The sequence below is a fragment of the Enterocloster aldenensis genome (genome assembly GCF_003434055.1).
Classification (GTDB): domain Bacteria; phylum Bacillota; class Clostridia; order Lachnospirales; family Lachnospiraceae; genus Enterocloster; species Enterocloster aldenensis.
In genome coordinates, this window is record NZ_QVEX01000001.1 from 786,351 (window position 1) to 810,262 (window position 23,912).

Consider the following 23,912-nt stretch of genomic DNA (forward strand, 5'->3'; position numbering starts at 1 on the left):
TTATGCCTCCATATCCACGCATGGTTTATACCCTCTCACAATCCCCCTGACGAATACTCTTGGAGTAGGATCCTCCATATTATCTCCATGTATATTAACCATATAACCCTTTGTACATGATATATAATAGCCATATTGCTTCATTACCATCTCAATTTTTTCCCTGTCATCCGGTTTATGATAAGAGCAGACTTCCAAACGATACTGTTTATCTGCCATGCTTTCCCTAGCGCCGTTTAGAGCCATGATTTCGGCCCCTTCAATATCCATTTTCACAAAGTCAATCCGTTCTGTCTTCATTAATTCATCAATTGTTATATGCTGATTGTCTACTGTATCTGACAGAAACCTGTTAATATAAACCACCTTGTTATCAAAGGGCAAAAATGTATATTTTAAGGCCTCCATCCAGTCTTTATCCGGCTCAACCAAAATCACCTTTTCCGCTTTTTCAATTACAGACAGCGCGAAGTTGCCTTCCGCCACCCCAGCATCCAATACCACACTCCCCCGCTCCACCTGGAAACCATCATCAAAATAACAATGAGGAGAACATCTGTCCTGTTCTACAAATAGCTGATTGCAATACATTCTAACCTGGTATTCCTGCTTAAATTTACGGCTCATATACATCCGCTTCCCCTGAAATAAAATATAATACAGGCCATTTGTATCATCATAAAACACATCAAAATCATCTTCTGTATATCGGTCTACAAACTCATAATTAAAAACATCCAGAGGGTTTGTTTTCAGATAGCAAAGAATATTGCGCATTTCATCATCCAGTCGGCTTTTATGTTGTTCATAAAATTGGAGCAGTCTTATTTTGTGAAACAGAAATGCATTCTCTATTTTTCCGACCGGAACACCTAATTCATAAACCGCCTGACTGTAAACCTGACGCCAGCCTCCCATGCAAAGAATCAGCATATCAAACGAGACATTCCCATATGACAATATCTCAGGTTTTTCTATATCCCATCTTCCAAATCTTTTGCCCTGGTTCCCGTTATTATTATCTACAAAAAATAATATTTCATAGGTGTCCAAATCAAGGCGTCTAATAAACTGTCCTGCTATATTACCGGTTCCCCATATTACAACTTTAATTGTTTTTTTACTGCATATCCCCGTCATGATATCCCTTCCATCACGCTGATCCAATTTCGGAATCCCTGTTCATCCATCTGTTTTTCTACAGCTTTCTGGTTACCCGGATTCAGTGCAAGAATGATTCCGCATGTCTGTTTTTGCTCCATTATCTCTGACAGTTCATACACTGGCATTCCCTCCATAAGCGGCTTCCTTCTGTGCCCGTCAGAAACTACATACCCCACAGGCCTGATGCCTAATCCGCAGAGCAGTTTACCGCATTTATGCCCATATGTCCCAGCTCCGTAAATATAGACCTGGGGATATCTTCTGCAAAATAATAAAATGCGTTCTTTTCTTTTTTGGTAATCCGTAATATCATCTGGTCTAAGAACAGTTGTTTCTTTTCTTATTTCGTTTAAAGCAGAAACCAATAACATTTGGAGACAATTCCCCCTAAGGGAAGCATATCCTTCATTCATCACAACCGCCGTATAATAACCTTCTGACTGTGCAACATAACCCAGGATACGTTCCACCGCATGGCTGAATGTTCCATCTGCGGCCATTGGTTCCGCCGGAAAGTCTGTATATTCAAATCTGTATGCAAATAACTTCATCATAGCTTTTGTCCTGCACCAAAAGGTGGTAGACAAAGTAAATGGATTCCGGTCTTCTCCTATATTGACATTTAATTTTAGTAAATCAGCCAATCCCTTTGCAGGTTCAAAGCATGTCCCCCATGAGTCCCCCAGACAGCCTAATAGAGAAGCATAATATGGCTCAGGCGGTACTAAAAGCCCCAGTCTTGGATTTTCTCTAAAACACTGGAAAATATGATAAAGATACATGTCACTCTTAACAATGTTTTCCCATACATTGTACTGGAACGCACCTGACGCGGATTTCACGCTTAATGAATGCCCGCTCTTTTTATCATGTACAAATCCCAGATACTCATAATCCAATAAAATATCATGGCATGCAACCAAAAGAGAACTGACATCCCTTCCACGGTTTTCCTTAAACCTTACAAAGCAGCGCTGCCTGCCCCATTGCTTAACAATACCTTGAATCTTGTCCCATGTGGCCCGGCTGCCCGTTGTGATATACAAATCTACCCATTCAGGGACCTGCCTTAAATACCAGACGCATTCATCCACCATATCCTCATAATGCAGATGCGCAATAAGAGCTGTTTTATGCGATGCGGCTTCCTCCTCATCACCATTAAAATACTTCCACGGAAAAATATACTCCAGATGCAATGCATCCTTTAATTCCTGTATATTGCAAATGCGCAGCAGATGGGCCCAAATCAAATCCACATCAAACCGGGTATATTCTTTTATGTATTCCAAAGTCCTTCTGGGTATCTCACCGGAAGACAAATTCAAGTCCACACCAAGAAATATGTTTTTATCGAGAAATACTGGTACCGGGTTGATTCCCTCCTCCGGTTCCCCTAATACCCCTCCCCTTCGTTTTTCTCTGTACAGTTTATCCGTTAATCCCTCAATCCCCAGCGACCCATCTAATATGCCTGCCCAGTCCTGATCAGATATTATATCCGCGTGATTAATCATAATAAAATGGGAAGGCACTACCTCAATAAAATCCACTGTACAGTCCTTTAGTTCCTCTAAAAAATCCTCTTCGGAATACAAAGGCCCAAAACAATTATCGTCTAATAACCATACTTCATCGTATCTTTTGTAAGCCACATCTCTAATGCCGGAATTCTTTGTATACAGCTTCTTCGTGTATAGCTTATCCGTATACGATAGCAATCCAGGAATATTACTTTCCTCAATAGCCGTACAAACTACAGCCACATCCTGTGCATATTCTTTTAAGAACCTTAGCAGACACCATATATAATCATCTATGATACCATCTTTATCATTTATACGGAGTACTCCAAGAATTGTTTTGTCCTGAACCATCTTTCTCCTTTATATGTTACAGGTTCAACCGAATATTTCATAAAACCGTGTTGAACGCCCTTCAAACCCATTATCAAAAACCAATCCATTGATTGCATCATCCATAACCCAGATATACTTCTTATCCAAAAGCCCCAAAGCCCAATCTGTATAGGCCAGGCTGATTCCCTCTTCTGAATCGCTTCCTTTAAGCAGCAAGTACCTCCTGAAATAATCCTTTACCGCATCCTGCATTGTCCCCATAGTCCTTATCTGCCCTGCGGACCGCGATTCATCTTCATAAACAGGTGTTCCATCTGCTTTAAAGCAGCGTAGGGAAGGTTCCGGGGAACTAAGAAGAATTTCCAAGAACGGGAATTTTGTGGTAAACGATAATCCACTATGGTAAAACCCCTCTGTATCATCATATAAAGCTTTAACTTTCAATCCGTCAGTTTTAATACCATCACTTAAATTCCTGTAGAAAAAGTAGAGTCCTAAAGCGCTTCTGCCAGTAATAGAAGTAAAATTTCTTTGGCATGTGCCTCTGGACATCATATCTACAAATGCCAGGCGCCGATTATCTTCATTTAGTTGTTTTGCCGCATAACTCCTGCATCCCTGCCGTTCTTCCTCTGATTGCCTGATTATTTTTTCCTTATGTTTTAAAATATAGTTATAATAACCATTCCCCTTGTCTTCATAGCCAGGAAGGATGTCTTCCTGCTTAAGGTGGAACCTCTCTTTTAGTAAATCTTCAGGCATACCGGAATATCCTTCGGCTGCCGGCAGGATGTCTTCCTCATCTGTTATGGACGCCAATACACTGGATGAACGGGAAATCAAATAGTAAACGGCTTCCGGTCCGGCCTCTATCTTATAATGCTGCATCATCATCTCAAAAAGCTGCTTAAGAAGATAACCATCCCTTGCCGAAAAAAGAATTACATCAATGGAATTTTCTTTAACCTGCCTCCACATCCAAAACATATATTTTGTAATAACAGGAGCTGCGAAACAATATGCCATATCATATGCTGTCCTTATACTAAGCTTTCCTTTCGACTCACATAATGCAAAAGGATTTTCAAACAATTGTTTTACCAATATCCCCTCCGCAATCCTGTCATCCAACGGGCATGTGCTGCCTGCAAAAGCTGCCCCTATTGCAGCAGCCTCCATATCCCTGCCACTCATAATATAAAAAGTGTCAATCCCAGCTTCTTTACCCGACTTTATATCCGCAGTCTGATGATCTCCGATATGAAGAATCCGGCAGCCTTCACCATATTGTTCATATGCCTGTGCCTTCATCACCTCGAATAAGCCCTGATTTTTCGGCATTCCATATTCACAAGAAACAAATATTTTTTCATAACCCTTTATACCGCATATAGAAAGCAATGTCTCCAGGTCCTTTGAGGTTAAATACATATCGGATACCAAATATACACACTTCCCAATACTTCTGGCATACTCAAGCGCGTCTTTTATTTGAATTCTTGAAGCCAAAAGAAGTTTTTCTGTTTCCAGTTCCAGATTTCTCCATGTATCTTTCTGCTCATCTGTAAGCTGAAAAGCGAAGGCTATCCTATCATAAATCTCATCCAATGTAGGTTCTGAAAATGCTTTCAGTTCTTTCTCTGCTTTTATGCGTTCCTTTGCAAATTCACATTTCTTTCCACTTATCTGTATGATTTTTTTTTCAGTTAAATCATACACGTCCGACGGATATAATATGTTCCTCATGATTAATGTATCAAAAATATCAAAAGAAATAACATCATAAAGAGTTATCTCTGTTTTTAGCATCTGATCATCAACATAAATGTAAGAGGATTCTGCATGGCAATCATTCATCTCTGTTTTGGTTAGCAGATTACCATTCACATCAAATACCGGAATCCCACATCTGTCCGCAAATCCCTGGATTCTACGGTATATGACTTTTACAGATACCAGATTTGCTACAATTATAATTGCATCTGTTTCTCTCTCTTCTACCTGGCTCTCAGAAAGTATTTCCTTCCCCCATAGAACTTCCCCAGTCAGCTTGGAATCCATCAAGCCAATAATTTGAAACTCATAATCCAGCTCCAAAAGCGCCTTTGTATTTGGCCCTACCCCATACAATACAATTTTCTTATTCCGGTATTCTGAAAAATTAGAAAGAAATACCTGACAAATCCCGTTCTGTTCACTCATCTGGCAATACCTCGGAATATCTCATTATTTGAAGAGTCGAATTTATACCATCTTTTAAACTGAAACGGCTTCTCCATCCAAGTGCCTTGAGTTTTTCAGTGGATAGAACTGCTATATCCATTGGGTTGAAATTCTGATTTTCCTGCGTAGGTCTTAGTTTATAGATAACCCTTTTGCCTGCAATATCAGCTATCGTTTCTGCCATCTCTGATATCGTAAAAGCATCATCCGGAGCAACATTATATGCCTCTCCGGCTTTGCCCTTAAGCAATATGGAAAAAAGCCCGCTTACGCAATCCGCCACGTAACACCAGGATCGTCTCTGTCTTCCTTCACTTTTCAATTCAATTGTTTCTTTATGTAATGCCGCATCCATACACAAGCCTGCTATCCTGCACTCCTCCGGTAACGCGGTTGGGCCATATGTATGGCTTACCCTGGCAATTATTGTCCTGATATTTCTTTCTTTTCCATAAGAAATCCATATGTTTTCCGCTGTTCTTTTCGCTACAGGGTAACAAGAGCGTGGCAAAAGATGGTCCACATATCCTATATCTCCCTCTCCATAAGCAGCCACATCCGTTTTTCCGCAGCCGTATATTTCCCCACTTGATATGAACAGGCTTTTTTTGGTACCGGCAGTCCTGGCATAGTCTAAAATGTCATAAGCCCCAGCCACTGTATTCTTTACAAATTCAGCCGGCCTTTCCATAAAAACAGAAGGCGAACCGCTGCCCGCACAGTGAATAATATAATCAACTTTAGCCGGAAACCCAACCATTCCATCTGTAAGTCCCAACTCATAATGCAAAAGATGAAGCCTTTCTTTTATCTTCCACCCCTCAAACCGATTTTCAAGCCTTTTTATATCTCTTCCCGTTGCATAAATCTGGCACTCATATCCCTTACATTCTATGCAATATAACAATAAATCCGTGAGGAAAGAACCAATAAGTCCTCTGGCTCCGGTTATCATAATACTCGCCTGAGACAGTTTTTTTAATTCAGGAACAGATTGGTATGCAATTTCAAGACTTTCTCTATATTCAGGTCGTGAATAAATCCACATCTGCCCGCCCTCCCAATCAGTTCTTATATTTTATCCAATCTTCGCGTTCCGTTGCATACAATGCTTTAAATATATCCAAATCATCTAAAGACAGAATCTTTAAATTCTTATCTGACCCTTTTGAAAAATATATTTGTTTCCCCAATCGTGTCAGTATCGTATTTGCATGAATTACTCCTCTTATCCCCTTTTCTTCCGCTTCTTTATATAAGTTAAGAAGCTGTCCATAGGGGTAAGCCTGGGGCGTCTGTATTTTCATCATTTCAAACCGTTCAAAGCTTTCTATACCCTTTAGCCCGTCCATGCTGCGGACAACAGGCTCCTGACAACGGACCGCCGCCACACCACACCTATACTCCCGGCAGACGCGGATACAATCACTTATTATGTCTTCAGTCACCATAGGCCTGATTGCATCATGAATGACAACTATATCATCTTCTTTACACCATTTATGCATATCTAATAATCCATTGACTGCTGAAGTCTGTCCGTCAGGGCCGCCAGTCACCACATCCATAAGCTTGGTAATCCCAAATTGCCTGGCATAAGCTTTGCACATTTCCTCCCAGCCATCCAGACATGATATCACAATTCCATCTATCTCTGCATGTTTCTGAAACACCTCAAGAGCATAGATGATAATAGGCTTATCATATACATTTAAAAACTGTTTTGGGATGTCCTGCAAGAGTGTTTGTCCCAGCCCGCCTGCCATTATAAGTGCAATATTCATTCTACAATCATCCTATCCAATCCAAGTCTATAGTTCGTATCTTCACAATAAAGGAGTTCTATGATTTATTTACATAACTCACTTCATCCACCCTATCTGCTTCACCGCCAGCAGCGCCCGGAAGATATCCACATCCGCAGTCGTCGTAAGCTTAATATTCTTCTCCGACCCCGCTGAAAAATGCAGTGTCTCCCCCAGCTCCAGCAACATGGTGCAGGATGCTACCGCATTGGTGATTCCACGCCTCAACGCCTCTTCATGAGCCCACAAAAGCTTACCTAAAGAAAATGCCTGGGGTGTCTGGGAATTCATCAGTTTGTCTCTATCGTAGTAGGAAGACGTAATCTTCCGATCTTCCGTGGTCAGCATCGCCGTATTGCAGGGCACTGCTGATACCGCCGACCCGAACAAACTGCATTGGCGGATACAGTCTGAGATTACCTCCTCGGAAACCATCGGGCGTATGGCATCGTGTACCAGTACAATATCATTTTCATCCATCCCTTTCTCTTTCAGGGCAAGAACCCCGTTGCGGATAGATGACTGCCCATTATCCCCGCCTTTCACAATCCCCATCAGCTTAGTGATATTAAACTGTTTCGCGTAGGCCTTCAAAATTTCTTCCCAGCCGCTTAGACAGACCACTTCAATCGCATCAATGGAAGGGTGCCGTTGAAATGCCTCCAACGTATAGATAATAACCGGACGGTTCTCAATATTAAGAAACTGTTTTGGTATATCCTGGTTCATCCGCTGGCCGCTTCCACCCGCTATAATAAGCGCTATGTTCATATCCTCCCGTCTCCTTCCATCTCACATATCCCAGCACATATCAATTCCGGACGCTCTGTCAGAAGGACACTACTCCCCATATATCTTCTCCCGCCACTCCTCCGGCAGCACAACATCTTCTCTACGGGTATTGAGCACCTTATCAATCTTGGGAGAGCCCAGCGCCTGGACCTTATCATACAGCCCTGCTTTCCTGGCCGTTTTCTCATCCCATCCAAATTCCTTGCTGAGTACACGAATATAAGTCTGCCTTACCTTTTCCGACTGCACAATTACCAGATTGGAATGGATGACCCCCGGAACCAGACAATGCCAGTCCGGCACATCATCAATACATATAAAATATGGTATATATACCAACAAATCTGTATAATTTTTTATCCGGGATGAATAAAACGCAGGATGCACGCTGGTCACATGATTGCATTCATCATAAGGATTATGTATGAATATCACATCCGGGTGTCTGGCCTCAAGATTATATTCATTAAACGACGTCACCGGCACATACTCCGGGTAAAGATTTCCTTCATAGTGAATACTTCCAAAACTATTATCCTGATTTCTGTCATAATATGGGATGGGTATCACATGACAGTCCCAATCCTTATCTTCCCTGGCTGCCAGCCACACGCTTTCCAGACTGTCCCACATACTGGCCTTATACGGAAGAAAGACCGCTTCATAACGAACCGGCACATTCTTTTTAAGTCCTTCTTCTATTTTTTCCCAACCTTCAAGAAGACTTTCAGCTATTCTCTTCCGGTCTTCGTCTTCTGTTTCCAGGCTACACTGCGCAATTAAATCACAGTGTTTCCTTAATTGCTTTACTGCCGGATGTCCCTCGCCCTCAGACTGCGCAACAATCTCAGCCATCCTCAGGGCAGACTGCCGTACATCCTCAAGGACTGACTCTGACTGGACTGCCTGACCCCGCTCCATGCAATCCACGATATAATGGCCGGCTTCCTCCACGGTGGCCGCAAGCGTTATGATTTTCTCCTTAATATGTTTACGCATACATCCTCCAAAGCTATAATAAATTGTTATAATCTGCTTTGTCTCAGGCACATCCGCTTTTCCTCCTGTTTTTGAAAAGATATACTTTTAGAAAGGCGAATAATTAAAACTTACATGTATTATTATCGACCCGATTCGACAAAATATAATAGCAGCAGCTTCTTTTTCTTTTTCCATATTTTCCCTAAAGTGTGCATTTTCAAAATAAAAAGAGCCTTAAATCTGCAATAAGATATGATACAGATTTAAGACTCTTTTGGCACTTATCCTCTATGCGTTTTTGGCTATCTATGTCATTGGGTTGCCCCACTGTTTTGCCATGCGCTGCCCCAGTCCGTCCAGTTTGGCAAGGTTTACACCTTCCTGGGCCAGTATACGGATGTAGATATCGGCGCCGTTTTGGAAACGGGATACGGAACATTTATAGCATGGCCCCATATATGCCTTACATCACACTGCAGACATGGCATCCATTATATACTAATCCCGCAGAAGCCCGTGTCCTTCAACCGCCGGCCCCTGCGGGAACTCCCTCATTTTCCTATCCCAACCTATGTATAAACAGCCCGCTCCTCAGCTTCGGCTCAAACCACGTGGACTTCGGCGGCATCAGCATTCCCGCGTCCGCCACGTCAAGCAGTTCCTGAATGGATGTGGGATACATGGAAAACGCCACTTTCATGTCCTCACGGCATCTGCGTTCCAGCTCCTTAAGCCCCCGGATCCCACCGATAAAATCCACCCTTTTATCCGTGCGCGGGTCCCCAATCCCAAGGACAGGCCCCAGTATATAATCCTGTAGGATGGACACATCCAGCCCTTTTACCGGGTCGCTGTCCAAACACTCTTCCTTTGCCCGGAGGCTGTACCACACATCCTCAAGAAACATTCCGAACAAACCTTTCTCTTCAGGCGAAAAGGCCTCCTTCCCCAGTTCCACAACATTGAACTTCCCGGAAACAGCTTCCAGGAATCCCTCTTTATCCATCCCGTTCAGGTCCTTCACCACCCGGTTATACGGCAGTATCATCAGCTCCTCATCCGGGAACAGCACGGACAGGAAGTAATTAAAGGGTTCATGTCCAGTATACCCCGGATCCTCCTCCCGCCTCTTAAGCCCTACCTTTACCGCGGAGGCCGCCCTGTGATGTCCGTCCGCAATATAGGTGGCCGGTATCTGAGCAAATGCATCCTGCACCGCCCCTACCATCGCCCTGTCCCCAATCACCCACACCCTGTGCCCGATTCCGTCATCCGACACAAAATCATAGATGGGCAGGCCGGACTTGACCTGGGTCACCAGCCTTTTGACGGTTTCATCCTGCCTGTAGGCCAGGAATATGGGACCGGTATGGGCATTGGTAGTATCCACATGGCGGATACGGTCAATCTCCTTATCCTCCCGTGTATTCTCATGCTTCTTTATGATGCCGTTTACATAATCGTCAATAGAGCAGCAGGCCACCACCCCGGTCTGGCTGCGCCCGTCCATGGTCAGCTCATACAGATAATAATTCTCCTCAGCGTCCGTCACATAGACGCCTTCCTCAATCTGCCTGTCCAGTGTCTCCCTTGCCCTTACATATACCCGGTCATCATATGTATCCACATCCTCCGGGAACTGGGTCTCAGCCCGGTCAATGTTTAAAAAAGAAAGGGGGTTCCCCTTCACAGCCTCACATGCTTCCTTCCTGTTATACACATCATAGGGAAGGGCAGCTACCTTATCCGCCTTCCCTGCCTCCGGCCTGACACACACAAACGGTCTTACAATCGCCATTTCCTCTCTCCTTTTCCACCAAGGCCCCCACAGCAGGTTTCCCAGCCATGAAGGCCCTAGAGTGTGTTTGAAAATCATACGAAACCGTGGCTTTTCCTGTCACGGACTTACAGATTTTATTTTACCACGCGCACCCGGAGGACTCCCTTGATTGCCCTCAGCTTCTCAATGGTTGATTCCTCCGCCTTGTGCTCCAGATCCAGCAGCGTATAGGCGTATTTATCACGGCTCTTATTGGTCATGTCGGAAATATTCACGCCCTGGGAAGCCAGTGTTCCGGTAACCTGGCCAATCATGTTGGGGATGTTCATGTGCAGGACGGCCACGCGGCTTTCCGTCTGGCAGATTCCCATGTCGCAGGACGGATAATTCACGGAATTCTTGATATTGCCGTTCTCCAGGTAATCCGTTATCTCCTTCACGGCCATCACTGCGCAGTTGTCCTCGGACTCCTGGGTGGATGCGCCCAGATGGGGCAGCAGGATGACATTCTTCATATTGGCAACCTTGGGGTTGGGGAAGTCGCTGACATAGTAGCGGACCTTGCCTGACTCCAATGCGGCAGCCATATCGTCGTCATTAACCAGCGTATCCCTGGAGAAATTGAGGATTACCACACCGTCCTTCATCATCTCCAGTTTTTCCGAATTAATCATGCCCTTGGTGGAATCCAGCAGCGGCACATGGATGGTGATATAATCGCAGTCCTGGAAAATGGTGTCCACGTTGGTAATATGCTTTACGTTCCTGGACAGTCTCCACGCAGCGTTGACCGATATGTATGGGTCGTATCCATAAACTTCCATTCCCAGATGGGTGGCCGCATTGGCAACCTCTGCGCCGATAGCGCCCAGGCCCACGACGCCCAGCTTCTTCCCCTTTATCTCACAGCCTGCAAATGCTTTTTTGCTCTTCTCAGTATCCTTAGTGATATTGTCATCTTCCGCATTGGCCCGGCACCACTCAATGCCGCCCACAATATCCCTGGACGCCATCAGCATGCCTGCAATCACCAGTTCCTTTACGCCGTTGGCATTGGCGCCCGGTGTGTTGAATACCACGATTCCCGCCTCTGCGCACACATCCAGCGGAATGTTGTTCACGCCCGCGCCCGCGCGGCCGACCGCCTTTAAGTTTTCAGGGAACTCCATGTCGTGCATGGATGCGCTGCGGACCAATATGCCGTCAGCCTCAGCCACATGGGCTGTCAGCTCATAGTCAGCAGGAAATAACTCAGTGCCACATTTTGCTATTGGATTTAAGCAATGGATCTTTTTCATAATGATTACTCTCCTCTTTACCGAAACTCACTGCCAGCACCTGCACCGCGCCGGCTCCTATCTGCCATGTTTCTCTTCAAAATCAGCCATGAACGCCACCAGCTTTTCAACGCCTTCCATGGGCATTGCATTGTAAATGCTGGCGCGCATGCCGCCCACGGTCCTGTGTCCCTTCAGGTTCTCAAAGCCTGCTGCCTTGGATTCCTTTACAAACAGGGCGTCCAGTGCTTCGTCTCCCGTGACAAAGGGAACGTTCATCAGGGAGCGGTCCTTCTTCTCCACGGTTCCCTTAAACAGCCTGCTCTGATCCAGGAAATCGTACAGGATTTTCGCCTTTTTCTCATTGAATTCCTTCATGGCCTCCAGGCCGCCCCTGGCTTTCAGCCACTTAAACACCTTGCCGCACATGTAAATGCCGTAGGTTGGCGGTGTATTGTAAAGTGATTCTGCGTCCACATGGGTTTTGTAGCGGAGCATGGTGGGGGTTCCCGGTAACACATCCTCACCCACCAGGTCTTCCCTTATGATTACGATGACGGTCCCGGCCGGTCCCACATTCTTCTGCGCCCCGGCAAAAATCAGGCCATACTTTGTCACGTCAACGGGTTCGGACAGGAAACAGGATGACTGGTCGGCCACCAGAAGTTTTCCCTTGGTGTTGGGAAGGGTCCAGAACTTGGTTCCGTAGATGGTGTTGTTCTCACAGATATATACATAGTCAGCATCCTCCGACACATCCAGGTCGGAACAGTCCGGGATATAGCTGAAGGTCTTATCCGCGCTGGAAGCAATGGCATTGGCCCTGCCATACATCTGGCCTTCCTGGTACGCCTTCTTGGCCCACTGTCCGGTCACGATGTAATCCGCCGCCTTGTTCTTCATCAGGTTCATGGGCACCATGGCAAACTGCTGGGATGCGCCCCCCTGAAGGAAAAGCACTTTGTAATTGTCCGGAATATGTAAGAGATCCCGCAGATCTGATTCAGCATCTTTAATGATGGCGTCATAAGCCTTAGATCGATGACTCATCTCCATCACTGACATTCCTGTCCCCTTGTAATCCAGCATTTCTGCTGCGGCTTCCTTCAGGACGTCCTCCGGCAGCACGGCCGGTCCTGCTGAGAAATTGTAAACTCTGCTCATCTTGTTCTCCTCCTTAAATGGTTGTGGCTACTGCACATTTCCTCTTTATATATATACACAGATGACTTCCACCTATGCAGCCCATTGGGGATTGTGCCCGGAAATCCATTCCGCGGCACGCCCCGGCCAGCATAAGAGGAAGCCGTCTGAACGTATACACCATCGTACATCCGTCCCATTACCCCGCGCACTTTACCAAGGTAATCTGATAACGTTCCCGAAGTATTAAAGACTACTATACACTGTTTTTAATTAATTTTCAAGTCCGTATCGTCAAAAGCATCCGCAATCGGCGCTCCCGGCGATACCATGGGGAATACCTTGTCATCGCAGCTGATCTGACAGTCAATGACAACCGGCGCATTCAGGGAAATGGCTTCCCTCAGGGTCGGCTCCAGCTCCTCCTTCTGCGTTACCCTGTACGCCTTTGCGCCCATGGCCTCTGCAAGCTTCACAAAATCCACGGAATCATTGAGTATGGTCTGCGAGTAGCGTTTGCCGTAAAAGAGGGTCTGCCACTGGCGCACCATGCCCAGCACATGGTTATTCACAATCAGTTCCACCACAGGGATATTGTAGCGGGCGGCCGTGGCTATCTCATTCATGTTCATGCGGAAACAGCCGTCCCCGGCAATATTGATGACCGTCTTATCCCTGCAGCCCATCTTGGCTCCAATGGCGGCCCCCAGGCCGTAACCCATGGTCCCCAGGCCGCCGGAGGTAAGGAGGGTCCTTGGCTGGCGGTAATTGTAATACTGGGCAGCCCACATCTGGTGCTGTCCCACCTCAGTGACAATGACCGCGTCGCCCTGGGTCACCTCATTGACCGTCTGTATGATAAACGGTCCGGTGAGCATGTTCTTGTCATAACGCAGAGGATACATATCCTTCATGCGCTCAATATGCGCAATCCACTCATCATGGTTAATGGGGTCAAGGCGTGCGTTGAGCTTGCGCAGGATTACCTTCACATCGCCGATGATGCTGGCATCCACCTTAATGTTCTTATTGATCTCAGCCGGGTCGATATCCAGCTGGAGTATCTTTGCATTCCTGGCAAACTTGGAAGCATTGCCGGTCACGCGGTCACTGAACCTGGCTCCCACCACAATTAAAAGGTCTGCCTCCGTGATGCCGAAGTTGGAGGTCTTTGTCCCATGCATGCCCACCATTCCGGTGTACAGCTCATCGCATCCGTCAAAGGCGCCCTTGCCCATCAGGCTGTCTGCCACCGGGGCCTGAATCTTGTGGGCAAATGCCCTCAGCTCCTCAGCCGCATTGGACAGCACTGCGCCGCCGCCCACAAAGATGAACGGCTGCTTGGACTTGCGGATGATCTCAATGGCCCGCTCCATGTCCTCCTCACGGATGGTGTCGCTCTGGCGCACGATTTCCTCCGGCTCCTCCTTCTCATACTCGCAGGGGGCCGCCGTCACATCCTTGGTGATATCCACCAAAACCGGACCCGGACGCCCTGTCTGGGCAATGGTGAATGCCCTGCGGATGACCTTTGCCAGCCGGTTCACGTCCTTGACAATGAAATTATATTTGGTAATGGGCATGGTCACGCCCGTAATATCAATCTCCTGGAAACTGTCCTTGCCCAAAAGGCTGTTGGTCACATTGCAGGTAATGGCAACCACAGGCACAGAGTCCATGTAGGCGGTCGCAATACCCGTAACCAGGTTGGTTGCCCCGGGTCCCGAGGTTGCCAGGCACACGCCCACCTTGCCCGTGGCCCTTGCATAACCGTCCGCTGCATGGGCAGCGCCCTGCTCATGGGATGTAAGGATATGGGTAATCTCATCCTGATGCTGGTACAATGCGTCATATATATTCAGGATGGAACCGCCCGGATAACCGAACACAGTGTCCACTCCCTGTTCCTTCAAACACTCAACTACAATCTCTGCCCCCGTCAATTTGCTCATAATTACCGCACTCCTTTTCTTGTTATCTGTTCCGTGCCCTACTTTACCTGCAGCACAGCGCCCCTGTCAGCAGATGTCACAAGGGATGCGTACCTTGCCAGGTAGCCGGTTGTCACCTGGGGTGTCCTTGGCTGCCACTTTGCCTTTCTCGCAGCCATCTCCTCCTCTGAAACCAGGACATTCATCTGATGGTTGTCAATATCAATGGAAATGATGTCGCCTTCCTCCACAAGGGCAATAGGGCCGCCCACAGCTGCCTCAGGAGAAGTATGTCCGATGGATGCCCCCCTGGATGCCCCAGAGAAACGTCCGTCCGTTATCAGGGCCACGGATGAGCCAAGTCCCATGCCTGCAATGGCGGAAGTGGGGTTGAGCATTTCCCTCATGCCCGGGCCGCCCTTTGGTCCCTCGTAACGGATGACCACCACGTCGCCTGCCTTAATCTTGCCGCCCTTGATGGCGTCAATGGCATCTTCCTCGCAGTCAAACACCCTTGCAGGCCCTTCATGCTTAAGCATCTCCGGGGCCACGGCGGAACGTTTCACAACCGCGGAATCCGGCGCCAGGTTGCCTCTTAAGATGGCAATGCCTCCTGTCTCACTGTACGGATCCTCCACCGGACGGATGACATCCGGGTTCTTGTTGACACAGCCCTTTATGTTCTCGCCAACGGTCCTGCCCGTGACGGTCATGCAGTCCAGGTTCAGAAGGCCTTTCTTGCTGATTTCATTCATGACCGCGTAAATGCCGCCGGCTTCATTCAGGTCTTCTATATAAGTGGGACCGGCCGGTGCCAGATGGCACAGGTTCGGTGTCTTTGCACTGATTTCATTGGCAATATCCACATTCAGCTCAACCCCTGCCTCATGGGCAATGGCGGGAAGGTGGAGCATGCTGTTGGTGGAGCAGCCCAGGGCCATATCCATGGTAAGGGCGTTCATGAACGCTTCCTTGGTCATGATGTCCCTTGGGCGGATGTCCTGCCTGTACATCTCCATCACCTGCATCCCGGCATGCTTTGCCAGCTTGATGCGCTCGGAATACACGGCCGGTATGGTTCCGTTGCCCTTAAGCCCCATGCCCAGCACCTCTGTCAGGCAGTTCATGCTGTTGGCCGTATACATGCCGGAGCAGGAACCGCAGGTAGGACATGCCTTATTCTCAAATTCCCTTACGTCCTCCTCCGACATATTGCCGGCAGCATATGCGCCCACAGCCTCAAACATGCTGGAGAGACTGGTCTTGTGGCCCTTAACATGGCCTGCCAGCATGGGGCCGCCGCTGACGAACACGGTGGGGACGTTAATCCTGGCCGCTGCCATCAGAAGGCCCGGAACATTCTTATCACAGTTGGGAACCATGACCAGGGCGTCAAACTGATGGGCCAGGGCCATGCATTCCGTGGAATCCGCAATCAGGTCCCTGGTCACCAGGGAATATTTCATCCCGATGTGGCCCATGGCAATGCCGTCGCACACCGCAATGGCCGGGAACACCACCGGGGTTCCGCCTGCCATGGCAACCCCCAGCTTTACCGCTTCCACAATCTTATCCAGGTTCATATGGCCGGGAACAATCTCATTATAGGAACTTACAATGCCCACCATGGGCTTCTTCATCTCTTCTTCCGTCATACCAAGGGCATTGAACAGGGACCTGTGGGGCGCCTGCTGCATACCTGTCTTCACTGCATCACTTTTCATGTTGTATCCCCTTTCATTTATCTGGTTCCATACTAGGAAAATTCATTGCCACCGTCTACCGGATCCGCTCCGCAATCAGATCCCCCATGGCCGTGGTTCCCACCCGGGTGCATCCCTGGGACATGATATCCCCTGTCCTGTACCCGTCCGTAAGCGCGGACTGTACGGCTGCCTCAATGGCGTCCGCTTCCTTATCCAGGTCAAAGGAATATCTTAAAAGCATGGCTGCCGACAGGATGGTCGCCACCGGATTGGCTATGTCCTTACCCGCTATATCCGGGGCAGATCCGTGGCTTGGCTCGTAAAGCCCGAACCTGCCCTCATTCATGCTGGCGCTGGACAGCATTCCGATGGAACCGGTAATCATGCTGGCCTCATCCGAAAGGATATCGCCGAACATGTTCTCTGTAAGGATCACGTCAAACTGTCCCGGGTTCATGACCAGCTGCATGGCGCAGTTGTCAACCAGCATATGGGAAAGCTCCACCTGCGGATAATCCTTTGCAACCTCTTCCACCACCTTGCGCCATAACCGGGAGGAATCCAGCACATTGGCCTTATCCACGCTGGTTACCTTCTTCCTGCGCTTCATGGCAATGTCAAATGCCTTGACAGCAATGCGCCGGATTTCCTTTTCATTGTATGTAAGGGTGTCGGTCGCCGTCATCACTCCGTCCACCTCTTTGGTCCACCTGTCCCCGAAATAAAGGCCGCCTGTCAGTTCCCTCATGATGACCATGTCAAACCCGCTGCCTATGATTTCCTTCTTAAGGGGGCAAGCCTCCGCCAGTTCCTTATAGAGGTAAGCGGGACGGATGTTGGCAAAGAGCCCCAGTCCCTTGCGGATGGCCAGAAGACCTGCCTCAGGCCTCAGGCTGGGCGCCACATCATACCACCTGGAGTTGCCCACATCGCCTCCTACCGCGCCCAACAGCACCGCGTCGCTCTTTCTGGCCGTCTCCAGCGCCTCCTCTGTCAGCGGGACCCCATAGGCGTCAATGGAGCAGCCGCCCATGAGTATTTCTGTATAATCAAAGGTGTGTCCATAGACCTCACCCACCTTATCCATGACTTTCTTTGCTTCCCTTACAATCTCCGGTCCGATTCCGTCGCCCGGAATCAACGTAACATTATAATCCATCTTGCACATCTCTCCCATTTTCTATTCTCTCTGGTTATGGTTATCCAGAATAATACGATTTCTTACAATCATATATCATTTAAAGTCTTATTTCAACCTTTCACGATTATTTTCCCCATAGTGGAATATACAAGTTTGGAATTATTGACATGAGCAAAAGTTATGGCTTCTCCTCTTTTTCCTCTAACTGATACAGAATATCCCAGTATCTGTCCTGCATTTCCTGATACTTTTCAAGAAGCGGCCCTGTCTTTTTCCGCACCGAATCCATAATCTCATCATAGCGTTCCACCAGCAGCCCCACAATTCCGCTGTCTAACAGTCCCTGCTGCGCCATTCCGGTCAGGACGCCCAGGGTCCTGTTCTTGGAATAAGCCCCTTTGTAACTCCTGGTGCCTGTAAGGGCGCTGACGATATCTGCAATGGCCACAATCCTCTGGGGGACATTCAGGTCAGCTGCCTTTAGTCCCCTGGGGTATCCGGAGCCATCCAGCTTCTCATGGTGGCGCAGCGCGATGTTCTTCACCGTGCCGGAAACACTGTTCCCCAGGATATACTCTGTCAGGTTCACATGGTTCCTCATCACGTTCATGGCCTGGGGACTCAGCTTCCCCGGGTATTCCAGGATTTCCACCGGAATGCCGATTTTCCCCAGGTCGTGCAGCATGGCCCCGCACATGACGTCATTTACCGTATCCTTCTGCCCGCACAGAAGGATGGCCAGTTCGGAGCTGATGACTGAGGTGGTTATGGTGTGGGTAACCGTGTGGGGGCTTCTGAAATCAATGGCGTATATCAGCATCTGGAGGATGGACTCCTTTTCCTCCTCTGTAAACGGAACTGTTTCCATTATCCTGTCAAACTGCGGGAAAATCCCTATGTAATCGCAGGAAGGAGGGACCAGGGGTGTATCCAGCAGCAGATTGATGACCTCAGAGGAGAACTTTTTGCCCCTTTCCCGTTCCAGGTAGCTGAGGAACGATTCCCTGCCCATGCGGTTTTTAGGATTCTCAAAGTAAAAATCCAGACGGTCTGCCAGCTGCAGCAGCTGCGCGGCCTTTTTCACATGACCGGGCACATCGTCCATCTGTTCCAGCTGCTTCCAGGAAGAATGGTGGAACAGGACCACCCTGGACAGTTCCTTAAACAGTGAAAAATAATTCAGGAACAGATAACCGTAAATGGAATGGTTCCAGACATGTTTTGTCTCAAATTCCACCATATGGTCGATTTCTTCTGTCTTGTACGCCCCAATGTCATGAAGAACGGCCAGGGTGAGGAGGTTCCTCATCTGTACAGGGGTATACCCTCCTTCCGCCTCCATGATCTGGAACATGATGTTGGCAACCCGTTCCCCATGGCCCATGAGCCTGGGATCCACCAGATTGAATGCGCGCTTTGCAATATTCACGATATCCTTGTTGCTTACCGGAAGAATGTAATCGTACATGACCCCCTCTTTCTGCCTGTGCCGGCCCTTGGCTGCCGGCAGCCTTTTTTTCGTTTCCCTCCCTGTATTCTTACATAAAAACAGGTATAAATCAACTGATATCAGAAAATATGACCAGGATTTCCAACATATGGAAAATGCTGCAGGAGATGGAATCCATCCCTGCAGCATCCTGTCCGTAAAATATTTTTATCAGGCTGAACCTGTCCGTCCCTTAAACATTGGGGCGATGGGGGCTTATCTCAGCCCCGTCCCCGCCTGCCCGGCGCTACCGGCTTATCTTAGCCCGTCCCCGCCTGCCCGGCGCTACTGGCTTATCTTAGCCCCGTCTTCGCCTACCCAGTAATTATCCGGTGTCATGCAGTTGACCTGCATGTCCCCGTTCTCAGAACAGTAATACTCCTTACCGTCCCACTGGATCCAGCCGGTCTGCATATAACCCTGGGCGTCAAAAAAATACCACTTGCCCCCAATCAGCTTCCAGGCATTGGCGGGATAGGTCCCGTCGCCGTTGTCATACCACCATCTGCCGTTTTCCGGTGACTGGGCCCAGGCGCCGCTTCCGCCGGTGGGGTTATCCCTGAACTGCGCGGCCTTGTCCCCGGTTATATAAACACTGGCAGATTCAACCCATTCGCCTCTTTCCCCATCCTCAAACCGGCTGACCGGACGTACCTTTACCGTATAGGAAGAGTCTCCCTTTGTCATCCGGTCACGGCAGTTGCAGGTGTTTGTATCCACCACCATGGAGGCCCCCACGGCCTTATCATCCCGGTAAATCCTCACCTCATAACTTCCCGCCGCGCTGATGGCATCCCAGGTGGCAATGCCGTTGTCTGAAAGCTTCAGGTTCTCCACATCGCGGATAGCGGTCTGGAGGGAGGGAAGCTCCACATCCATAAGCAGGGTGGAACTGGAGTCCTGGCGCGTGGCCTTCAGGAACGTGGCGCCCCCTTTTAAGGTAATCTTATCCTTTGGAAGGGACTGGAAATAATAGTCCTCCTCCGCAGTCAGCGTAATCTGGATCCTGGGCACCGAATCATCCCGCCATTCAAAGTCGTCATTCAATATGTCATATCCGTCCACGGAATACTTATTGCTATTGCTCTCAATCTCGATTTCCTCCTGGCCAAAATCCGTGTCCGGCTGGATATTGGCTTTAATGGTAAGGGCAATGGACTTGATGGGCTTCCGGCTGGCAGCATAGGACGGCACGGCCAATGACGCGGCCAGCACACCTGCCAGCAGTCCCAGGACCACTTTTTTCTTCATACGAATCATCATATTCCTCCTTCACAAACTCACTCATACCCTTACTTTATCCAGATTCATATGGTATGTCAATAAATATTTCCTTACGATTCCCACAGGATGGAAAGCCTTACTGGACCTCCCTTATAAGGCAGTACTGCTTCAATGAAAAATGCTTCTGGACCACTCCAAAGACCTTGAACCCAAAATGCTCATAAAGGGGCACATTGTCCGGGTTATGGGTTTCCAGGGATATCATCAGGTCATGGCTTGTTGCATACCGTATCACCTCGCCAAGGAGCATGGCCGCCAGCCCGTGGTGCTGCATGCTGGGGCGCACTGCCAGATAGATGATATGCAGCCGGTTCTCCTGGTGCAGCTGGGCTGTCCACCTGGAATTCAGGTAATCCCTTCCCTGGACAAAATTCCACAGCGTCTTAAGGCTGGGGTCCTCCTTAATCAGGTACTCGTCCGTGCGGATACGGGCCCATGCCTCTGTCAGATAGTATGTAAACGGATTATACGGTTCCGATTCATCCGAAACCACCAGCAGGGCGTTCATGTCCTGGCTGTCCGAATAGATTTCACAGGTTTCAAAAAACTCTTCCAGGTCACATTCAAACAGCTCCGGCATCAGCCGTATCCTTGTCTCCCGGTCCGGTATCAGCTTGCAGTACAGCGGATCACTTAAAAAGCATTGGGTCAGCAGTTCCTCCAGTTTAGGGAAATCTTCCTTCCTCACCCTGTAAAGCTTCTGGCTTTCCATAATAAAATCCTACCTCTTTTCCTCTCTTCGTATCATCCGGCGGGTCAGGCCAGGTCCATGCAGGCCAAAAGCGCCCGGGTCAGCTTTTCCACACAGGATGTCATATATTTGATATCATCCCTATAGCAAAGTTCCTGCCGGTTAGCTGCCTGCACAAGGATCTGCCGTTCCGCCTCCAGGTCCGGCGTTCCCTGCCCAAGTTTATCCTTAAGCCCTGTTACCAGTCCAAACAGGTTCTCATGGCGGACAATCCTGCCGGCTCCCCATTTCAGCCTGCAGGCGGGCTGGTTCAGCACGTATTCCGTAAAATAACAGAACACCTCCCTGTCAAAGAGGAACGCGTATCTGTTATTATCAATCCCATACACTGCTTCCAGCGCCCCCCTCACGTCCCCGGTCCCAAGGCATTCAATTGCCTTTGAGACACACTTCAGGTTGTTCTGGACCGCTTCCTGGGGGAACAGCACCTCATCCTGCCAGTTCAGACGGACAAAATAATCCTGTTCCTTCCTGAACGCCCCCAGAAGGGCCCTGTTCAGTTCCCGGCAGGACGCGGCAAAGCGCCCTGCCTCCTCCTCCCTGCCGGACCTGAGCATTTCCCTGTAGCAGCGGTTCTTATCCTTAATGATACCATACAGGTCCCCGCCCAGTCCGGCGGCCCGGTCAATGGCGGCAAAAAGTTCCTTTTGGTCCGCGCCTGTCCCTGCGCATACCCCAGGATCCACGCTCTCCTTAACCGCTTCAAAAAGGCGTCTGAAGTCCAGGGGCGCCACTGCCGTCTGGTCCAGGGCAAGCACCAGCCTGCCATACAGCTCATGATGGAACCGGTACACCGGTTCCTGATAAAAATCCTCATTGTCATATTGGGAATGGTAATGGGTTTCCATGAACTCCCCTGAACTGAAGTCATTGACCATGGATGGGATTCCCGCAATGGCCATGGAAAAGTCATCGGACCAGGTCTGGATGGGATACACCACCTCCACCCCGTCCGGATAGGCCTGGCCATCCACCTGTACCCTGCTGAGGAAATCCTCCAGGAAATCCACATATTCATAGGTACAGCGCACCCCGTCCTTCCTGCCGTGGGCATGGGCAGGCAGCTCAAAGTTCAAATCCGCAATTACCTGTCCCTGCCAGCCGGGGCAGGCCGAAAACACCTGCTCATAAGCCCCGGCGGACCAGTCGTACTTGGATCCGGCCACGCCCCACTCCTCCGCTGCCATGGCGCAGAATATCAGTGTCTTCCTGGGCCTGTAGCCAATGTCCAGAATGGCCCCTGCAATCCCCAGCATCATGGCCACAGCCGCATTATCATCCTGAAACCCGCTGAAATAAGAGTCATAATGGGCGGTCAGGAGTATTTTTCCCTCTTCCTCCTGCCCGGGTATGCATCCCACGATATTATAATCCTCACACCCACGTTTTACCGTGGATTGTGCGTCAAATAACACCTGGGCTTCATTATCCTTCATGGAGGCCCGGATGATATCCGCATCTGACCTGGAGATGGAAAATGCAGCCGCATCCTCAGGCCCTGCAATGTCCTGGGCATTGAGGGCCGTGTCATGAATCTCCCCATACCCCTGATCCTGAACCGCAACCAGGGCCGCTGCCCCCTTAAGGCGGGCCTGGTACACCGGAAAATTAATCCACCACCCGTCCCTCTGATTTATATCAACCAGGACCAGCTTCCCCTTAACATCCGCATCCCGGTAGGACTCCGCCGTCCCGTTGCCCAGATAAACCATGGAAAACCGTTCAAAGCCATGGGTATGGAAGTCTGTCTGGTACGCCCCCAGCTGAAACTCATGTTCCCGCCCCTTTTTATCCGTGAAACGCATGACGGCCTTCTCAAATTCCCAGCCATCCACCTCTATCCTGTCCTTATGCACGTCCGACAGTCCCAGGGCCTGCATTTCCCGTAAAATCATTTCCCCGGTTTCCCATTCCGCCCTGGAACCCGCGGTCCTGTAGCCCAGCGCGGCATTGGATTTATATCCCTCCATCCGTCTGGCCAGCCCGTAGGAATAATCCGTGTCCACGGCCTGGGACAGGGCCTTTTCCCATTCCCTAAGTGTCTTCACCATCCATCACTCCTAAATCAAAGGGCGCAGGAAATAATCCCTATTTCCTGCGCCCTCCCAATCATTCCGGTTTTAGTTTACGCCTGCCTGATGTATTGGTCAAGTGTTTTGTCCTGCTTTTTACATCCAATCATCATGCCGTGGGGCAGGCCTGATATCCCTCCTCTTCCAGGGCCTTGAGGGCCCGGCCAAAATCAGCGCCTTTGGTCAGCACATAATCCGTGTTGTAGGTTGATACCACAAAAATACCGATTTCCCGCCTGGCAAGTATGTCCGATATCCTGGCAAGTATGCCAATCAGGGAGAAATCCAGTTCTCCCTGAATCCGGAAAGCCTTAAAGCCATCCTCCCTGGACACGGTGCCCGCGGGTACGTCCCCGGTCCTGCATACCAGCGACAGTTCCTCATCTGTTTTCCCAATGAAATAAAAATCCTGGTTCAGGTTTACCTGGGATAAATCCTCAACCTTGCATACTGAAAAATCTCCGTCAATCACTTTTAGTTCCATTTATACTTCCCTCCATTTCCTGTACCTGCT

Annotated in this window: 19 protein-coding genes; all 19 read right to left on the bottom strand. The window is 48.9% G+C overall.

The features are described 5' to 3' along the window. The 19 genes from DWX59_RS03625 to DWX59_RS03710 all read right to left on the bottom strand — a co-directional run bounded on the left by DWX59_RS03625 (position 1) and on the right by DWX59_RS03710 (position 23,882). Positions 1-1,167, bottom strand: coding sequence for an FkbM family methyltransferase (locus tag DWX59_RS03625; protein WP_147325750.1), 1,167 nt, complete (start codon positions 1,165-1,167; stop codon positions 1-3). After that, on the bottom strand, positions 1,137-3,041 hold the full coding sequence (locus DWX59_RS03630) for a rhamnan synthesis F family protein (protein WP_117556268.1): 1,905 nt from the start codon (positions 3,039-3,041) through the stop codon (positions 1,137-1,139). The genes DWX59_RS03625 and DWX59_RS03630 overlap by 31 nt, the downstream gene beginning before the upstream one ends. 24 nt (positions 3,042-3,065) lie before the next feature. Continuing rightward, positions 3,066-5,225, bottom strand: a complete 2,160-nt coding sequence (locus tag DWX59_RS03635) for a hypothetical protein (RefSeq protein ID WP_117556270.1) — start codon at positions 5,223-5,225, stop codon at positions 3,066-3,068. Further along, positions 5,218-6,294: an NAD-dependent epimerase/dehydratase family protein gene (locus tag DWX59_RS03640; RefSeq protein ID WP_117556272.1), complete on the bottom strand. Its 1,077-nt coding sequence runs from the start codon at positions 6,292-6,294 to the stop codon at positions 5,218-5,220. The genes DWX59_RS03635 and DWX59_RS03640 overlap by 8 nt, the downstream gene beginning before the upstream one ends. A 16-nt stretch (positions 6,295-6,310) precedes the next feature. Then, entirely contained in the window at positions 6,311-7,030 is a 720-nt protein-coding gene (locus tag DWX59_RS03645; protein WP_117556274.1) for an IspD/TarI family cytidylyltransferase, read from the bottom strand. A gap of 78 nt (positions 7,031-7,108) precedes the next feature. Beyond that, the gene (locus tag DWX59_RS03650) at positions 7,109-7,822 is read right to left on the bottom strand and encodes an IspD/TarI family cytidylyltransferase (RefSeq protein WP_117556276.1); all 714 of its coding nucleotides are present in this window, start codon (positions 7,820-7,822) and stop codon (positions 7,109-7,111) included. A 69-nt stretch (positions 7,823-7,891) separates the two neighbouring features. After that, the gene (locus tag DWX59_RS03655; protein ID WP_147325752.1) at positions 7,892-8,842 is read right to left on the bottom strand and encodes a hypothetical protein; all 951 of its coding nucleotides are present in this window, start codon (positions 8,840-8,842) and stop codon (positions 7,892-7,894) included. Between the two features lie 288 nt (positions 8,843-9,130). Then, a complete protein-coding gene (locus tag DWX59_RS28625; RefSeq protein ID WP_165640743.1) occupies positions 9,131-9,280 on the bottom strand; it encodes a hypothetical protein in 150 nt (49 codons plus the stop codon). Positions 9,281-9,383: 103 nt separating this feature from the next. Beyond that, positions 9,384-10,622 carry a DUF1015 domain-containing protein gene (locus DWX59_RS03660; RefSeq protein ID WP_117556280.1) on the bottom strand — a complete coding sequence of 413 codons (1,239 nt, stop codon included), beginning with the start codon at positions 10,620-10,622 and terminating at the stop codon, positions 9,384-9,386. 116 nt (positions 10,623-10,738) lie between these two features. Then, positions 10,739-11,902 (bottom strand): phosphoglycerate dehydrogenase, encoded by a 1,164-nt coding sequence (locus DWX59_RS03665; protein ID WP_117556282.1) that lies wholly within the window; start codon positions 11,900-11,902, stop codon positions 10,739-10,741. Positions 11,903-11,959: 57 nt separating this feature from the next. Next, on the bottom strand, positions 11,960-13,045 hold the full coding sequence (gene serC / locus DWX59_RS03670; RefSeq protein WP_117556284.1) for a 3-phosphoserine/phosphohydroxythreonine transaminase: 1,086 nt from the start codon (positions 13,043-13,045) through the stop codon (positions 11,960-11,962). A gap of 248 nt (positions 13,046-13,293) precedes the next feature. Further along, a complete protein-coding gene (ilvB, locus tag DWX59_RS03675) occupies positions 13,294-14,976 on the bottom strand; it encodes a biosynthetic-type acetolactate synthase large subunit (protein ID WP_117556286.1) in 1,683 nt (560 codons plus the stop codon). A gap of 38 nt (positions 14,977-15,014) precedes the next feature. Further along, on the bottom strand, positions 15,015-16,679 hold the full coding sequence (gene ilvD / locus DWX59_RS03680; protein ID WP_117556288.1) for a dihydroxy-acid dehydratase: 1,665 nt from the start codon (positions 16,677-16,679) through the stop codon (positions 15,015-15,017). 55 nt (positions 16,680-16,734) lie between these two features. Next, positions 16,735-17,820, bottom strand: a complete 1,086-nt coding sequence (gene leuB, locus DWX59_RS03685; protein WP_117557233.1) for a 3-isopropylmalate dehydrogenase — start codon at positions 17,818-17,820, stop codon at positions 16,735-16,737. A 160-nt stretch (positions 17,821-17,980) separates the two neighbouring features. Then, positions 17,981-19,270 (bottom strand): HD-GYP domain-containing protein, encoded by a 1,290-nt coding sequence (locus DWX59_RS03690; protein ID WP_117557235.1) that lies wholly within the window; start codon positions 19,268-19,270, stop codon positions 17,981-17,983. 306 nt (positions 19,271-19,576) lie between these two features. Next, complete coding sequence (locus DWX59_RS03695) at positions 19,577-20,551, bottom strand: N-acetylmuramoyl-L-alanine amidase family protein (RefSeq protein ID WP_117556290.1); 975 nt, start codon at positions 20,549-20,551, stop codon at positions 19,577-19,579. 100 nt (positions 20,552-20,651) lie between these two features. Next, complete coding sequence (locus DWX59_RS03700; RefSeq protein WP_117556292.1) at positions 20,652-21,287, bottom strand: GNAT family N-acetyltransferase; 636 nt, start codon at positions 21,285-21,287, stop codon at positions 20,652-20,654. 44 nt (positions 21,288-21,331) lie between these two features. Continuing rightward, positions 21,332-23,377 carry a M28 family peptidase gene (locus DWX59_RS03705; RefSeq protein ID WP_117556294.1) on the bottom strand — a complete coding sequence of 682 codons (2,046 nt, stop codon included), beginning with the start codon at positions 23,375-23,377 and terminating at the stop codon, positions 21,332-21,334. Between the two features lie 130 nt (positions 23,378-23,507). Then, positions 23,508-23,882: an ACT domain-containing protein gene (locus DWX59_RS03710; protein WP_117556296.1), complete on the bottom strand. Its 375-nt coding sequence runs from the start codon at positions 23,880-23,882 to the stop codon at positions 23,508-23,510. Between the last annotated feature and the right edge of the window lie 30 nt (positions 23,883-23,912).

Bases quoted from the DNA above. Each gene is read 5' to 3' on its own strand.
- DWX59_RS03665 (WP_117556282.1), bottom strand. From the start codon at position 11,902: ATGAAAAAGATCCATTGCTTAAATCCAATAGCAAAATGTGGCACTGAG.
- ilvD (WP_117556288.1), bottom strand. From the start codon at position 16,679: ATGAAAAGTGATGCAGTGAAGACAGGTATGCAGCAGGCGCCCCACAGG.
- DWX59_RS03645 (WP_117556274.1), bottom strand. From the start codon at position 7,030: ATGAATATTGCACTTATAATGGCAGGCGGGCTGGGACAAACACTCTTG.
- ilvB (WP_117556286.1), bottom strand. From the start codon at position 14,976: ATGAGCAAATTGACGGGGGCAGAGATTGTAGTTGAGTGTTTGAAGGAA.
- serC (WP_117556284.1), bottom strand. From the start codon at position 13,045: ATGAGCAGAGTTTACAATTTCTCAGCAGGACCGGCCGTGCTGCCGGAG.
- leuB (WP_117557233.1), bottom strand. From the start codon at position 17,820: ATGGATTATAATGTTACGTTGATTCCGGGCGACGGAATCGGACCGGAG.
- DWX59_RS03690 (WP_117557235.1), bottom strand. From the start codon at position 19,270: ATGTACGATTACATTCTTCCGGTAAGCAACAAGGATATCGTGAATATT.
- DWX59_RS03635 (WP_117556270.1), bottom strand. From the start codon at position 5,225: ATGAGTGAACAGAACGGGATTTGTCAGGTATTTCTTTCTAATTTTTCA.
- DWX59_RS03655 (WP_147325752.1), bottom strand. From the start codon at position 8,842: ATGCGTAAACATATTAAGGAGAAAATCATAACGCTTGCGGCCACCGTG.
- DWX59_RS03700 (WP_117556292.1), bottom strand. From the start codon at position 21,287: ATGGAAAGCCAGAAGCTTTACAGGGTGAGGAAGGAAGATTTCCCTAAA.
- DWX59_RS03650 (WP_117556276.1), bottom strand. From the start codon at position 7,822: ATGAACATAGCGCTTATTATAGCGGGTGGAAGCGGCCAGCGGATGAAC.
- DWX59_RS03705 (WP_117556294.1), bottom strand. From the start codon at position 23,377: ATGGTGAAGACACTTAGGGAATGGGAAAAGGCCCTGTCCCAGGCCGTG.
- DWX59_RS28625 (WP_165640743.1), bottom strand. From the start codon at position 9,280: ATGGGGCCATGCTATAAATGTTCCGTATCCCGTTTCCAAAACGGCGCC.
- DWX59_RS03710 (WP_117556296.1), bottom strand. From the start codon at position 23,882: ATGGAACTAAAAGTGATTGACGGAGATTTTTCAGTATGCAAGGTTGAG.
- DWX59_RS03695 (WP_117556290.1), bottom strand. From the start codon at position 20,551: ATGATTCGTATGAAGAAAAAAGTGGTCCTGGGACTGCTGGCAGGTGTG.
- DWX59_RS03630 (WP_117556268.1), bottom strand. From the start codon at position 3,041: ATGGTTCAGGACAAAACAATTCTTGGAGTACTCCGTATAAATGATAAA.
- DWX59_RS03660 (WP_117556280.1), bottom strand. From the start codon at position 10,622: ATGGCGATTGTAAGACCGTTTGTGTGTGTCAGGCCGGAGGCAGGGAAG.
- DWX59_RS03640 (WP_117556272.1), bottom strand. From the start codon at position 6,294: ATGTGGATTTATTCACGACCTGAATATAGAGAAAGTCTTGAAATTGCA.